The 12,461-nt window shown below is 60.4% G+C and carries 14 protein-coding genes; 1 reads left to right on the top strand and 13 read right to left on the bottom strand.

From position 1 onward, the window contains the following. Positions 1-9: 9 nt before the first annotated feature. From AC0JZ8_RS24395 to AC0JZ8_RS24380, 4 genes are all read right to left on the bottom strand, one after another. Positions 10-915 carry a S1C family serine protease gene (locus AC0JZ8_RS24395; protein WP_471893823.1) on the bottom strand — a complete coding sequence of 302 codons (906 nt, stop codon included), beginning with the start codon at positions 913-915 and terminating at the stop codon, positions 10-12. Positions 916-1,113: 198 nt separating this feature from the next. Further along, positions 1,114-1,641 carry a DUF992 domain-containing protein gene (locus AC0JZ8_RS24390; RefSeq protein WP_062454438.1) on the bottom strand — a complete coding sequence of 176 codons (528 nt, stop codon included), beginning with the start codon at positions 1,639-1,641 and terminating at the stop codon, positions 1,114-1,116. Between the two features lie 192 nt (positions 1,642-1,833). Further along, entirely contained in the window at positions 1,834-2,247 is a 414-nt protein-coding gene (locus AC0JZ8_RS24385; protein ID WP_174197382.1) for a TIGR02588 family protein, read from the bottom strand. 10 nt (positions 2,248-2,257) lie between these two features. After that, the gene (locus tag AC0JZ8_RS24380) at positions 2,258-3,151 is read right to left on the bottom strand and encodes a TIGR02587 family membrane protein (protein WP_245341392.1); all 894 of its coding nucleotides are present in this window, start codon (positions 3,149-3,151) and stop codon (positions 2,258-2,260) included. A 118-nt stretch (positions 3,152-3,269) separates the two neighbouring features. Here AC0JZ8_RS24380 and AC0JZ8_RS24375 point away from each other — a divergent pair, with 118 nt between their 5' ends. After that, positions 3,270-3,905, top strand: coding sequence for an alpha/beta hydrolase family protein (locus AC0JZ8_RS24375; RefSeq protein ID WP_471893822.1), 636 nt, complete (start codon positions 3,270-3,272; stop codon positions 3,903-3,905). A 28-nt stretch (positions 3,906-3,933) separates the two neighbouring features. On the opposite strand, the gene AC0JZ8_RS24370 is transcribed toward AC0JZ8_RS24375, so the two are convergent. The 9 genes from AC0JZ8_RS24370 to AC0JZ8_RS24330 all read right to left on the bottom strand — a co-directional run bounded on the left by AC0JZ8_RS24370 (position 3,934) and on the right by AC0JZ8_RS24330 (position 12,405). Beyond that, positions 3,934-4,728 (bottom strand): DUF1194 domain-containing protein, encoded by a 795-nt coding sequence (locus AC0JZ8_RS24370; protein WP_471893821.1) that lies wholly within the window; start codon positions 4,726-4,728, stop codon positions 3,934-3,936. A 103-nt stretch (positions 4,729-4,831) separates the two neighbouring features. Further along, entirely contained in the window at positions 4,832-5,008 is a 177-nt protein-coding gene (locus AC0JZ8_RS24365; RefSeq protein ID WP_175487295.1) for a hypothetical protein, read from the bottom strand. 291 nt (positions 5,009-5,299) lie between these two features. Further along, positions 5,300-6,079 (bottom strand): ABC transporter ATP-binding protein, encoded by a 780-nt coding sequence (locus AC0JZ8_RS24360; RefSeq protein ID WP_062454446.1) that lies wholly within the window; start codon positions 6,077-6,079, stop codon positions 5,300-5,302. Further along, positions 6,076-7,092 (bottom strand): FecCD family ABC transporter permease, encoded by a 1,017-nt coding sequence (locus AC0JZ8_RS24355; protein WP_471893820.1) that lies wholly within the window; start codon positions 7,090-7,092, stop codon positions 6,076-6,078. The genes AC0JZ8_RS24360 and AC0JZ8_RS24355 overlap by 4 nt, the downstream gene beginning before the upstream one ends. Next, positions 7,089-8,075 carry a FecCD family ABC transporter permease gene (locus tag AC0JZ8_RS24350; protein ID WP_471893819.1) on the bottom strand — a complete coding sequence of 329 codons (987 nt, stop codon included), beginning with the start codon at positions 8,073-8,075 and terminating at the stop codon, positions 7,089-7,091. The genes AC0JZ8_RS24355 and AC0JZ8_RS24350 overlap by 4 nt, the downstream gene beginning before the upstream one ends. Then, positions 8,072-9,118 (bottom strand): iron-siderophore ABC transporter substrate-binding protein, encoded by a 1,047-nt coding sequence (locus AC0JZ8_RS24345; protein WP_471893818.1) that lies wholly within the window; start codon positions 9,116-9,118, stop codon positions 8,072-8,074. The genes AC0JZ8_RS24350 and AC0JZ8_RS24345 overlap by 4 nt, the downstream gene beginning before the upstream one ends. Positions 9,119-9,198: 80 nt before the next feature. Next, positions 9,199-11,304 carry a TonB-dependent siderophore receptor gene (locus AC0JZ8_RS24340; RefSeq protein WP_430244834.1) on the bottom strand — a complete coding sequence of 702 codons (2,106 nt, stop codon included), beginning with the start codon at positions 11,302-11,304 and terminating at the stop codon, positions 9,199-9,201. Between the two features lie 294 nt (positions 11,305-11,598). Continuing rightward, positions 11,599-12,063 (bottom strand): GNAT family N-acetyltransferase, encoded by a 465-nt coding sequence (locus AC0JZ8_RS24335; RefSeq protein ID WP_244508902.1) that lies wholly within the window; start codon positions 12,061-12,063, stop codon positions 11,599-11,601. 48 nt (positions 12,064-12,111) lie between these two features. Further along, complete coding sequence (locus AC0JZ8_RS24330; RefSeq protein ID WP_062576751.1) at positions 12,112-12,405, bottom strand: Rmf/CrpP family protein; 294 nt, start codon at positions 12,403-12,405, stop codon at positions 12,112-12,114. Positions 12,406-12,461 lie beyond the last annotated feature (56 nt).

The following is a 12,461-nucleotide window of genomic DNA, read 5'->3' as shown; positions in this document are numbered from 1 at the left end:
GGCTGTCGTTCACTGCAGTTGCGGTTTCAGAAGGTAGTCGTTGCGGTCCGCCGATTTCACGCGAAGCCAGGCTTCGCGGCCGTCACGGAGAACACGCATGGGAATTTCGGCACCGGGCGGACCGCTTTCCCAAACCTTGCGGTAGAAGTCAGCCAACCCGTCGACCTCACCGTCGCGGATTTCCGAGATGACGTCGCCACGCTTGAGCCCTGCCTTTGCGGCCGGGCCATTTTCGGTGACGCTCATGACAACGACGTCGCCATTCGTTTCTGCCGAGAACGCGCCGAGCCAAGGGCGCGGCTGGCGCTTGAATTCGCCGCTGTTGAGCAGGTCATCCAAGATTGGAGCCAGTAGGTTGATCGGGACCACCATATTGATATCGGCGATCTCTCCGCCCTTGCTCATCTGCAGTCGTAGGGAGCCGACACCGATCAACCGGCCTTCGGCATCGACCATCGCGGCGCCTCCCCAGGAGGGATGCGCTGGCGTGATGAATATCGCCTCGTCGAGCAGGTACTCCCAGTATCCGGCGAACTCCTGCTTGGCGACGATATTGCCGCGCACATACTGGCCCTCCCCGTCCGCAAAAACGATCGGATCTCCGACAGCAGCATTGTCGGAATCGCCGATCTCGAGCGCCGGCAGTTCCAAGGGCGCCAAGGCCTGGACGAGACCGAAGCCGCTTTCCTGATCGTAGGCGAGTGCATGGCCCGGGACCTTGCGGCCATCACGGCTCGTGATCCACACGTCATCGGCCTCGGTAATCAGATAGCCGATCGTCAGGATAAGACCGTTTTCCCGGATGACCACACCGCTGCCTTCGCGCCGGACGCCGAGAGCATCGGCCGTGAACGCGTTATCGGGAATGGAGGCGCGTACCGCGACGACGGACGCCAAGATTTTCTCTATATCCATGATGCCGATCCTTATCTTGTCGCGGTAGGGGCGCGGCCGCCTAGCCGAATTGATTGATCGCAAACTGCACGCTGTTTCCAAGCGACAGGGTCAAAATATGATTTTGCGCGGACCGGTTCAAGAGGTTGCTACCAGACATGGAAAGGCCGCCGGAGTTACCCGGCGGCCTTCCAAATGACTTGACGTCTGGCCGATAGATCAGTTGGCTGGGGTCAGCGTAACCGAAGTACCTGTCGCAGCAACGTTCAGGCCGAGCTGACCGGTGATGCTGACGGTCTGGAGATGGATCGAACCGGATGTGCCGCCGACGAGAATGTTGGCGCCGATGCCGGCACCGACAGTCGCTTCAGCCGTTGCGCCCTGGTAGAGGCCGCCGAGCGAACCGTGGTGATAGCCAGCGGTCGGTGCGAAGACTGCCCAGATCAAGCGGCTGCGCGTGGTGAAGCCGAGATCGACACCCATCTTGCGAATGACGCCGGTGTACTGATCGATCGGCTCGCTGCCCATCGTGGACGAGAAGGTGCATTCGGCTTCCTTGGCGGAACCGATGACGTAACCGACGCCACCGCCGACCTGGCAATCGAGATAGCCGATACGGACGCCGCCGCGCTGGTCAGCTTCCTGGTATGGTGCATCCCTGCGCGAAATCACGTCAGCAGAAAAGGCGGTCGTTGCGGTGAGAACGATCGGCAGGGCGGCAACAGCCGCGGCGAAAGTCTTATTCATCCCTGTACTCCATTTAATTCTTCTTTTACCGCGACCTCACCTCTTGGTCGGTCGCAGGCAGCGAACATAAACGCACATGACTCCGAATCGATCCCGTCATCGCTACACGAAATGTCACGCCGGATTCCAGAACGTGAGTGGATTGCATTGGCGGCGCCCGTCGAAAAGCCATGATCGGCTGGCGGCGCCCGTTCAGGGATCGGTGAAGCTGATCGTCCGCAACCGGATCTGGTCCTGACGCGGCTCACGGGCGAAAAGGATGGCTCCCGAGGCCTTCGATTGCGCGGGAACGTAATCGAAGGTGACATCCGCCTGTTCGATGGCCGCATCACCATCCATGACCTCGCCGCGCACGACGACCACTGCCGCCGTTCGGTTTGCGCTGTTGGAAACATCGAACCGGATGCGGTAGCCGCCCTCGACGGGCATGCGTTCGGTGATCTCGATACGGAACGCGGGTGAGACTTTCTCTTCGCTTACGGCGCGCCAGCCAACCCAGCCTAGGACGCCCGCGACAATCAGCGTCGAAACGATCGCAGTGACCCATTCGATCCAGTGTGCCTCACCCTTTTCGGTGACCTTGCCGATATCGCTCGTGTCTTTCATCAGGGCCTCGCTAAAGGATCAGTCGGGCCGCGGCAGCGCCGATCGCCCCCGGGAATGAGAGGACGATGACCGAGATCAGCACCGGCGTTGCCGCCATGCCGTCCAGCCGGCCGAAGATCCACAACACATAGAGACTGACCAGCATCGCGACCATATAACCGGGAAGCGTGTAGCGGAAGAAGATAGGCCAGCGTGAGCTGTCTTCCGGCATTCTGTGCCCGCCGCGAAAAGACACCGCGTAGACGAAACAGTGCATGATGGCGATCGACACCAAGATCGTCAGCACGCCATGCCAGTTCATCATCTTGTAGGAAATCAGGACGACTTCTTCCGTCGGCGCGACATTGAGGTTGAGAAACAGTGCACCGATCGCCATCAGAAACAGCTCGCGCACGTAGTTCGTCGAAAGACTGTCGGGAACGGCATCTGATGACTGGGACGTCTCGTCGTCCTCGTCGTCAGCGTTATCCTCTCCACCCAGCTGGGAGCGCCCGAGCATGGCGCCGATGCTTGCGGGCACCGCCTGAATGGCGATCTTGCCGATGATGGTTGCCATGGGCATATCGGCCTTCAGCACTCCGAGCATCACAAGTGCCGCACCACTCATGACGATCCCGAGCGCGAAGGCCGTCAACGCGTCGCGCACGGCCTGCCAGAACGTAGAAGTGCGCTCAAACCCGATGAGATGCGCCAGCACGATCAGGAGCGGGATGTTGAAGAGGAGCAGGATCAGGAGCCGGGATTGCTCGATATAGAAACCCAGCTCCCACAGCTCCATCGTCATCAGCATGGGAATGCCGAACAGCATCGCGCCCGCGGCACCCCGGCCAAGGCCCACGAGAAAGCGCCGCAATTCGCCATCGGCTTGCGTCTTGCTGTTTTCGATACTGGCAGTTCCGCCCAAACCGGTCGCTTTCGCTTACACGCCTGAATGGCATAGATAGGAACATGGCCCCGATTGGCTAGCTATCCCTCTGCCGATAAAAGGACTTATCCTCAGTTTGCGGAAGGGCTTCTTGACGATGGCGACACAATTTCTGATCGATGGACGACAAGACGCGCCGGTGACCATCCTTCTTGCGCATGGCGCAGGCGCCCCGATGGATTCAGGCGCTATGACAGCCGTCACTGAGGCTCTCGCTGCCGAAGGGTTTCGCGTGGCGCGGTTCGAGTTCGCATACATGGCGGCGCGGCGTGAAAGCGGCAGCAAAAGGCCGCCACCGAAAGCCGAACGATTGCAGGACGAATACCGCGAGGCCATCGGCGATCTCGATGGGAAATCGAAGCTGGTTATAGGCGGAAAATCCATGGGCGGACGCGTCGCCAGCATGATTGCCGACCAGGAGTTTGCCGATGGCAGGATCGCCGGGCTCCTCTGCCTGGGTTATCCGTTCCACCCGCCGGCCAAGCCGGATAAGCTCCGCACCGCGCACCTGAGCGACCTTAAGACGCCGACGCTGATCTGCCAGGGAACCCGCGACACGCTCGGCAGCGAAGAGGAGGTCAAAGGCTACGATCTTTCGGACGCGATCGAACTCCTGTGGCTTCCCGATGGCGATCACGATCTGAAGCCGCGAAAAACCGTTTCAGGCTATTCCGCAGACGATCACCTGAAGACGGTTGCGGCCCACGTCAAAAGCTGGTCCGCGCGGCTTTGATGCTCACTGCCCCGTCTTGAGTCCCGGTCTAACGGTCGAAAATGTCCTGCCACTGTTTCTCGCCCATCATGCAATCGCTCTTGGGCGCCGAAGCAATCTTCATGACTTTCTCCGGTGGCGTGATGCCGCTCACCTCCATCACCAGCTTGCGGCGCACCGCAACTGCGAAATCCTCGATGCGGTGAACCGGGAGAACGAAGGAGCCCGGACCACCCGTCACGCAATCCGCGTAATACTTATCCAAGCCGCCCGGTGCACCAGACGGTCGCAGCATCAGAGCCAGACCGTTGATGACAATTCCGGCCTCGACCGCCTTGTTCCGTGCAGGCTCAACCGGGTTGCCGGAATTGTTGGGCCCATCGCCCGAGATATCGATGACATGGCGCATGCCCCTCAACGGGTTGGAGACGATCATCGTCGCCCCTTGCGTGATCGCCGCGGAAATCGACGTCCGCCTCTGTGTCTCGATCGGACGCGCTGCCAGTTTTTGCGTAAAGACAAGCGCATCCTGCGCATTTTCGATCACGTGCCAGTCGATGACCGACCCCGGCACGACCCCGCCAGCCCATTCGAAATAGCTGATCGCAATGCGGCCGGTCATACCTGACCTGACCGCATCGAGAAATTCCCTGTGCTGGAGAGCTTCGATATAGCCTTCGCGCTGGATGGCGACCTCTTCGAAATCCATGGAGCGTGAGGTATCGACGGCGAGGACGAGTTCGACATCGACCTGGCCGGACGGACCGCCCGCAGTGGCAGGCGATTGTACGACGGGCGTTGCAGCCGAAGACAGGCTGATCAGCATCGCGAGTGTTGCAAGCATCTGCACTCCAATCACTGCGTTTGTACTGCTGAAAACAGTAACACAGGAATGAAAAGCTTCGATGCCGTTGCGCGAACTCGACTTCAACTCTCAGTGATGAGAATCATTCTGCAGGCGTCACCTCCTGCTGGGTGCCTTGTGTGAGCGCTTCGACAAGGCAATCCATGATCGCTTTTCTGAGCGCGTAGGTGCTTGCGCTGGTTCGCTTGCGGTCAAGGCACTGCGCGGCTTCGATCAGGCTCATACCGTGGTGGACGACAATCTGATGGGCCCTGTTCATGGCCCAGTATTCGACTGAAGAACTCTGGTCTTCAAACCTGTGGCTTACTGCGTCCAATGTGGCCTCACTAGATAAATGCATCGTGACGGCGAATCATTTGCTGAGCATAATCTAGCGCAACAGTATAGATTCGTGAATCCGGCACGGATTTGCTTCGCGGCAATAAACAGTCCAAATTCTTAAGTGAAAACAATCACTGTTAGTTTTTATGAATGAGATCTTCCCCGTGATATGAATATATATCACGTTTCTGGCGCGAGGCTTGTCGGCATGCCGCCGGCATCGACCAGTTTACCGCGGGACGACCATCGGTTTTCCCGTCACCGGATCGGCAATGATCATTGATTTCAAACCGAAAGCCGCGTCGAGATTGGCTTCCGTCATGACCTGCTCGGGGCTTCCCACATCCACCAGTCCGTTACTGCCGAGCAACACGAGATGATCGGAAAACCGGACGGCTAGATTGAGATCGTGCAGTACGGCCACAACCGTCGTTCCGTGGTTGCGATTGCGCTCGCGCAGCACGGAAAGCACGTCCATCTGGTGGCTGAGGTCAAGCCATGTCGTCGGCTCATCGAGCAAAAGGTAGGGCGTATCCTGTGCGAGCACGAGCGCGATCCAGGCCCGCTGCCTCTGGCCGCCGGACAGTTCGTCGAGCGGCCTGTCGGCGAGATCGGCAAGGCCGACCTGTGACAACGCCCGTTCGCAGGCGATCGCATCGGTCTCGCTCCAGGGCGCGAGCAGTCCGCGCCAGGGTGTGCGGCCTCGCCGCACCAGATCAGACACACTGATGCCTTCCGGGGCCTTGGATGCCTGCGGCAGGATGGCGAGCCTTCGTGCGAGAGCTCTCGTGTCGATCTTCGCAATATCATCCCCGCCCAGCGTCACAGTGCCGTGCAGCGGCGGGATAAGCCGTGCCAACGCTTTCAGAAGCGTCGATTTTCCGCATCCGTTCGGCCCGAGAATGGTCGTGATCTTGCCGTCCGGCAGTGTGAGCGACAGATCCTGGATCACGATCCGGTCGCGATAGCCAAGGGTCAGGAGTTCGGTTTTCAGCGCCTTGCCTGTCACAGGTCTCCAGTCTCCATTTCACGCGAGAGCAGCCACAGTAGATAGGGCGCTCCCATGATCCCTGTCATCACGCCGACCGGTAGCTGCAGACCTGGCACAAGCGAGCGGGCGACGAGATCCGCGAGTACAGTGATTGTGGCACCTGTGACGGCGGCTGCTGCAAGCCGCGATCCCGGCCTGCTGGCCTTAGTCATCCGCGAGCCGAGCGGCCCGGCCATCAGCGCAACGAACGGCACCGGCCCCGCCACGGCGACACCGGCGCCAGCCAGCAGCACACCCGTGGTGATCAGCAGATATTTCGACCGGCGCACACGCGCGCCGAGACCCGTTGCAAGCTCATCGCCCAGTTCGAGCAAGCCGAGCGAGCGCACCTGAAAGGCCAGCAAAGCAAACAGAACGCCGCCGGTGGAGGAAACCTGAAGCGCATGTCCCCAGTTACGGGCGGCCAGAGAGCCTGCAAGCCAGCGCTGCGCATCCGCAGCCTCCTGGAGCGGCAGGCGGGTCATCAGGAAGCTGCTTGCAGCAGAACAGAAAAACCCCATCCCGAGGCCGACGAGAATAAGCGTCAGCGCCACCTGCGTACCGTGCCGCCGGTAAGAAAGTCCCGCAACAATGACAGCCGCGATCAATCCGCCGGCCGCGGCCAGAAATGGCAGCGGCAGGGAAAGGCCGAAGGCGACGCCGCAGATCACCGCAAGGCCAGCGCCTTGCATGAAACCCATCACATCCGGCGCCGCCAGCGGATTGCGCAGCAGGATCTGGAAGATCGTGCCGGACGCACCAAGAACTGCCCCGACACCGACTGCCGTCGCAATTCCCGGGCCTCGCAGGACACGCAGCGTCAGCGCTCCTGGCCCGGTCCCGGTCCATAGACCGGTCCACAGATCCTGCGGTGTCAAAAAGATCTGGCCGAGCATGAGCGATGCGAGAATGGAGGAAAGCAGCAGGCCAACCAGCAGGACGACGCCAGCCCTGCCGCCACCCCTCGCCCGACCATTGCCTCGCGCCGTCACGATGTCGCTCCGGGACGAAGCCGCCGTGCGATGATGACGAAAGCCGGGGCACCGATCAGCGCCGTCATGATGCCGACGCGAATTTCCGATGGCGCGAGAAGGATACGCCCGAGCGTATCCGCATAGAGCAGGATCGACGCGCCGATGACGGCGGCGGCCATCAGCTCGAACCGCAGGGCGTGTCCGGCGACGCACCGTGCGAGTGGCGGGACCAGAAGGCCGATGAAAGCGATGGGGCCCGCGACCGCGACCGCAGCACCCGTCGTCAGCGTGATCGCCACGAGGGCTCCGGCCTGCACGCGCGCCGGTTTCGTGCCCAGCCCGCGGGCAAGCGAAGACCCGAGTGAAAGTGCCTCGATGCGCGGCGCAATCAGGAGAGCCACCCCGATACCGATGGCAGCGGCGATCCCCATGCCGGCGAGCGGACGCGCGCCAGCCTGTGCCAGAGATCCTGTGATCCAGAAACGGAGAATTTCGAGCGTCTCGTTGCGGGCAAGGACGATGGCCGACACCAGAGACAGAAGCATCGCATTGAGCGCTGTGCCCGCGAGCGCCAGCCGGACGGGGCCCGCATCGCCGCGTAGTCCGCCGCCCAGCATGAACACGGCGGCGGCGGCGAGTGCTGCGCCCGGAAAGGCCATGGCAGACATCAAGCCACTATCGGACCGCCCTGTCAGCAAAGCCGCAATCACCACAGCGAAGGCGGCACCGGAGTTGACGCCCATGATGCCGGGATCCGCCAGCGGATTGCGAGTGAGCGCCTGCATGATCGTGCCGGCGATACCGAGGCCCGCACCGGCGATCAGCGCCGCCACAAGGCGCGGCATTCGGACGGAACCGATGACGATATGGACCGGATTGCTCTTATCATATTCAAAGATTGCCTGGAACACATCGATAGGCGTGACATCGCGCACCCCGACGCCAAGTGTCAGCACCACGGCGAAGAGGAAGATCAGGCCAAGGATGGCAGCTGACTTCACGGGGCAAGCCCGGCGGCAACGCTTGACGGAACCTGTGTCTCGGCTTTTCCGTCCAAAGCCAACCCGATCTCCGCTTCGAGCCGCTCGAGCGCGAACGGCAGGGAAAGAACGCTGCCGAAGGTCAACGCTCCGGCCAGAAGCGCTCCGGCCAGAACCTCACGACCCTCGACATGAGCCTTCAGCGTCTTGCGCATCGGCATCGAGACGATGTCCGGCACGGCATCGGACGTGGAAACCCAGATCAGCAGGTCCGCGTCGAGACTGGAAAGATCCTCCGGGGAAAGCCGGGCGTAAAAACCCTCGTTTGTTTCGAGGTTGGCGAGTGCTGGCGGCGGCCTGAAACCCAATTCCTTCAGGAACGTCGCGCGGGTATCGGTGCCGATAAAGGCGCCGGTTTCTCCGCCGAAATTGTAGGCGCAGACAGCGGTCTGTTCCGCCCATTGCGGATGCCGTGTCCTGATGTCCGCAAACCTCGACTTGACGCCTTCGATGAGTTCCTCAGCCTTGCCAGTGTTGCCGACCGCGCGACCGATGACGCGGGTCTGGGCGTCCCAGGTGGTGCCATAGGCGAGATCGCCCTTTTCCTGCATCAGGACAGGCGCAATCTGGGATAGGATATCGTATTCGGCCTGCGAGATACCTGATCCGATGCCGATAATCAGGTCCGGTTGGAGCGAAGCGACGATCTCCATTGACACTTCACCAGAGATGACCTGCGGCTGGGCATATCCCATCAGCGCCCGGGCCCAAGGCCAGACGTTGTAGGGATAGCCTCCGAACCATTGGCGCGTGGCGACAGGGACGACACCCAGCGCCAGGAGGGGATCATGGGTGGAATACCCGAGCGAGACCACACGCCTGGCCGGCTGCGGCAGTACCGTTTCACCGAAGGCATGGACAAAGCGAAGTTCGTCTTCCGCCACCGCGACACCAGGAAGGCCTCCGGTCGCCGCAGCGGCAAACCCCGACGCGATAGCCGTCAGAACCTGTCGTCTCGTGGGTGCAACGATACCGAAGCCGATCGCTGTCTGGCAGATAGGCATCTGTAAACGGTCCTTTCCACAGTCATGTCTTGGTATAATCAGGTTTCACAGTTCGAGTGCCCCATTGAGGCGAAGCCCGGTTACCAAGTGTATTTCAGCGTTGCGAGAACCGTACGGCGATCGCCGTAATAGGCGGTGTTGCTGAAGCCGTCGATCTGGCTGATATATTCCTTATCGAGCAGGTTCGTGACGTTCGCCGAGAGAGCGACGTTGTCGCGGATCTGATATTTCACGGCTGCGTCGAACAGGACCCTCGAAGGAACGGGATCCGTGTTGGCGTTATCGGCATAGGAACTGCCGACCAGGCGTCCGCCAACGCCGAGCGTCAGATCGCCGCGCGCGCCGTTGCCGGGAAGCGTGTAGTCGAACCATGCCGACGCCATGTGCTTGGGAACCAGATACGGCCGGTTGCCAACGAGAGTGGGGTCGACATCCTCCTCGATCTCTGCATCCAGGTAGGAATATCCGGCGGTAAAGTTGATCCGATTGGACAGCGCGACCTTGGCTTCCAGTTCGAGACCGCGAACGTTGATCTTTCCGACCTGGTACTGTGCCGAATAGTCCGGTGCCCATTGTGCAACATTGGTCTGCGTCAGGTCGAACAGTGCCGCCGTGAAGAGCGCATCGATGCCGGTCGGCTCATACTTGATGCCAATTTCGTACTGCCTGCCTTCCTGCGGTTTAGGGGTGCCGATGAAGTAGCTGCGATTGGCCGCAACCGGAAGGAAGGATTCCGAGTAGTTGGCGTAGACAGAGACTTCGCTCGTGGCCTTGTAGGTCACACCGGCTCGCTTGGAGAAATTCTCGTCGACCGCGTCGTAGTCGGTGCCGTAGGAGGTACTTTCAGTTTCGGCATGGTCATACCTACCGCCGACGGTAAAGATCAGACGATCGTCGTAGGTCAGCTCTTCCTGAATATAGAGACCCTTGGTCGTGAGATCGGACTCGGACGCAACGCCGGCACCGAATGACACGCAGCTTCGACCGCAGTATACCGGATTGCGGATATCGCCGACGCCGAGTGCAGTACCGTCAAACCGCATTTCCTCGTTGCTGTCGCGACCGTAGTCGAAGCCGAACAGCGTCCGGCTGTCGAAGGCACCAAAGCTCGCCTCGTATTGCAGCTGGTTGTCGATGTGGAAACGCGTGGATTCGCCGTAGACTGCAAGAGCGTTCCGGCTCGTGGCTGGATCAGCCGAATTGTAGACACTCTCGTAGGTGACATCGAGTTTGGTGTACCTGGCGTTCTGGCGGAACTCGAGACCATTGCCGAAATCGTGGCGGAACTGGTAACCGATATTCTTCTCGATTACGTCCATGTTGTCGAAATCTTGCTCGCCGAGATAGGTCTCGGAATCGATGCCGGAGCCGAGCGGAATGCCGTGAGACGTGCTGCCGTCACGCTTGTTGTAGTCCATCAGAAGCGTGAAGGACGTATCCGCGGTCGGAGACCAGGTCAGCGCCGGCGCGACGTAGATGCGATCGTCCTCGGTCTCGTCGATCCCTGCGTCGGCATTCTGCCACTTGCCGGTCAAACGATAGCTCCAGATACCGTCTGCATCCAGCGGGCCGCCGAAATCGGTTCCAGTCTCGACATGACCGTCGCCGAGTGTCGTGTAGACTTCGCCGAATTTCTCGTCCTGCGGAAGCTTGGTCACCGCATTGACGATACCACCCGGTCCCGACAGTCCGAACAGAGACGAGTTGGAACCCTTCAGCACTTCGATGCGCTGCATCGCGTAGGGTTCGATACGGTTGGTCGTAAAATCGCCACCCGTATACATCGGCAGACCGTCGCGATAGGTGGCGTTGCCGGTCGAGTAGAACCCGCGGATCAGATAGTGATCGTAGCGATTGTCGGAGCCGTAGATGTCGGTCGAAACACCCGGCGTGTAGGCCAGAGCCTCGTCGAGCGTCGTGACGCCGCGCTTTTCCAGTTCTTCTTCCGTCACGACGGAAACCGAAGCGGGCGCGTCGAGCAGAGGGGTATCGGTCTTGCTGCTGGAACGGGAAGCCTTGGCAACGATCGTCGCATCGGGACCCACTCCATTGCCACCGCTTTCGAGCACAATCGGCGCGAGCGTTGTGCCGGTGGCATCAGCTGTCTGTGCAAGAGCCTGCAGCGGCAGCAGGATTGCCACACTGGAAAGAAGCGCTATCCGTTGGGCGCTTACCCGGCGCCCCATCGAAATCCGTGAAAAACGATTGATTTGAAAAGGTCTTGACCGAAACGCCACGCGAAATTCCCCTCGTACTAAAATTCCTGCCACGACGCCCCGCCGCTTCAGACCAAGCGGCAAGGAAAATCATGATTATTTTGATCAGGAATTATCGGGAGGGCTTTTGCAAGTCAACGGTTGAACTCTTTTGCTCAAAGCAAGAGTTGCCCGGAACGGAAACGCGAGGTCAAACTGTGGCAGGAATGTCATAGCGGGGGCGCTGGCTGTCCGTGCTTCCGGGATAGGACAGGGCTGCCTAAGCTAGCTCCGCTCTGCCAGCGCGTTCAATTTCGCACCCTCGAGACGGTAGAAGATGTGGGTTTCCTTCCGCTCGCCGCCGAGGTCGTCGTAGAACTTCAAAAGCCGCTGGTTCGTGCGCGCCGCCGTCCAATCGACGCGGCCAAACTTCCGTTCGACGGCAATCGCTGCAAGCCGCTGCATCAGTTTGATACCAACCTCTTGGCCCCGCTCGGAAGCTGACACGAAAAGCTCTTTGAGGAACAGGCCCGGCACCAGGCCGGGACCGGGAAAGATCGAAGCGAAGGCGGCAAAGCCGATCACGCGGCTGGTTCCGGCGACGATGATCTCGGTATTGAGCGGCCGGTTGAGAATCCCCGCGACGATTGCGTCCCGCGGAGGGCAGAACACGCCGTAATAGCCCTGCATTTCCTCGAGCAGTCCCGCAAGTTCATCGGTGTCCCCGGCGCTAAACGGTCGAATCTGCATGATTTTTGCCCTGTTGCGATAGGTGTGATCGTCCGGCAGAAAAATCAATCAGCTCGGATCCTGATATCCTTCCAGCCAAAGTGCGCGACGGTCAAGATCATCCGTGTAAGGGCAGGTGTCCAGCGTGTTGCCGCTTGCCGCGGATCTCCGGCCTTCTTTCACGATGATCAGCCGTTCCGAATCCGTCAGTGTATCAGGCTGGACTGCGGTGCTGTCGATGGCTACTTCCACCCGCACCCCCTGTCCACGCAACGCATCGATCGAAGAGACGGCATCCTGCGCCGTTGCGAAACTTTCCCGAATGATCTGATCGCCTCGGACGGCCCTTAACTCGTAGGTCATGGCGCATCTCTCCTTGTTGTCAGAAACAGAGGAGATGCGGTTATTGTTCCGGCCGC

The organism is Velazquezella soli (assembly GCF_977018685.1).
Note: the sequence above shows the minus strand (reverse complement) of the source record. Positions and strands in the feature narration are given on the sequence as shown.

Bases quoted from the DNA above. Each gene is read 5' to 3' on its own strand.
- AC0JZ8_RS24385 (WP_174197382.1), bottom strand. From the start codon at position 2,247: ATGAAAGACACGAGCGATATCGGCAAGGTCACCGAAAAGGGTGAGGCA.
- AC0JZ8_RS24340 (WP_430244834.1), bottom strand. From the start codon at position 11,304: ATGGGGCGCCGGGTAAGCGCCCAACGGATAGCGCTTCTTTCCAGTGTG.
- AC0JZ8_RS24370 (WP_471893821.1), bottom strand. From the start codon at position 4,728: ATGCTTGCAACACTCGCGATGCTGATCAGCCTGTCTTCGGCTGCAACG.
- AC0JZ8_RS24365 (WP_175487295.1), bottom strand. From the start codon at position 5,008: ATGAACAGGGCCCATCAGATTGTCGTCCACCACGGTATGAGCCTGATC.
- AC0JZ8_RS24335 (WP_244508902.1), bottom strand. From the start codon at position 12,063: ATGCAGATTCGACCGTTTAGCGCCGGGGACACCGATGAACTTGCGGGA.
- AC0JZ8_RS24330 (WP_062576751.1), bottom strand. From the start codon at position 12,405: ATGACCTACGAGTTAAGGGCCGTCCGAGGCGATCAGATCATTCGGGAA.
- AC0JZ8_RS24345 (WP_471893818.1), bottom strand. From the start codon at position 9,118: ATGCCTATCTGCCAGACAGCGATCGGCTTCGGTATCGTTGCACCCACG.
- AC0JZ8_RS24395 (WP_471893823.1), bottom strand. From the start codon at position 915: ATGGATATAGAGAAAATCTTGGCGTCCGTCGTCGCGGTACGCGCCTCC.
- AC0JZ8_RS24375 (WP_471893822.1), top strand. From the start codon at position 3,270: ATGGCGACACAATTTCTGATCGATGGACGACAAGACGCGCCGGTGACC.
- AC0JZ8_RS24390 (WP_062454438.1), bottom strand. From the start codon at position 1,641: ATGAATAAGACTTTCGCCGCGGCTGTTGCCGCCCTGCCGATCGTTCTC.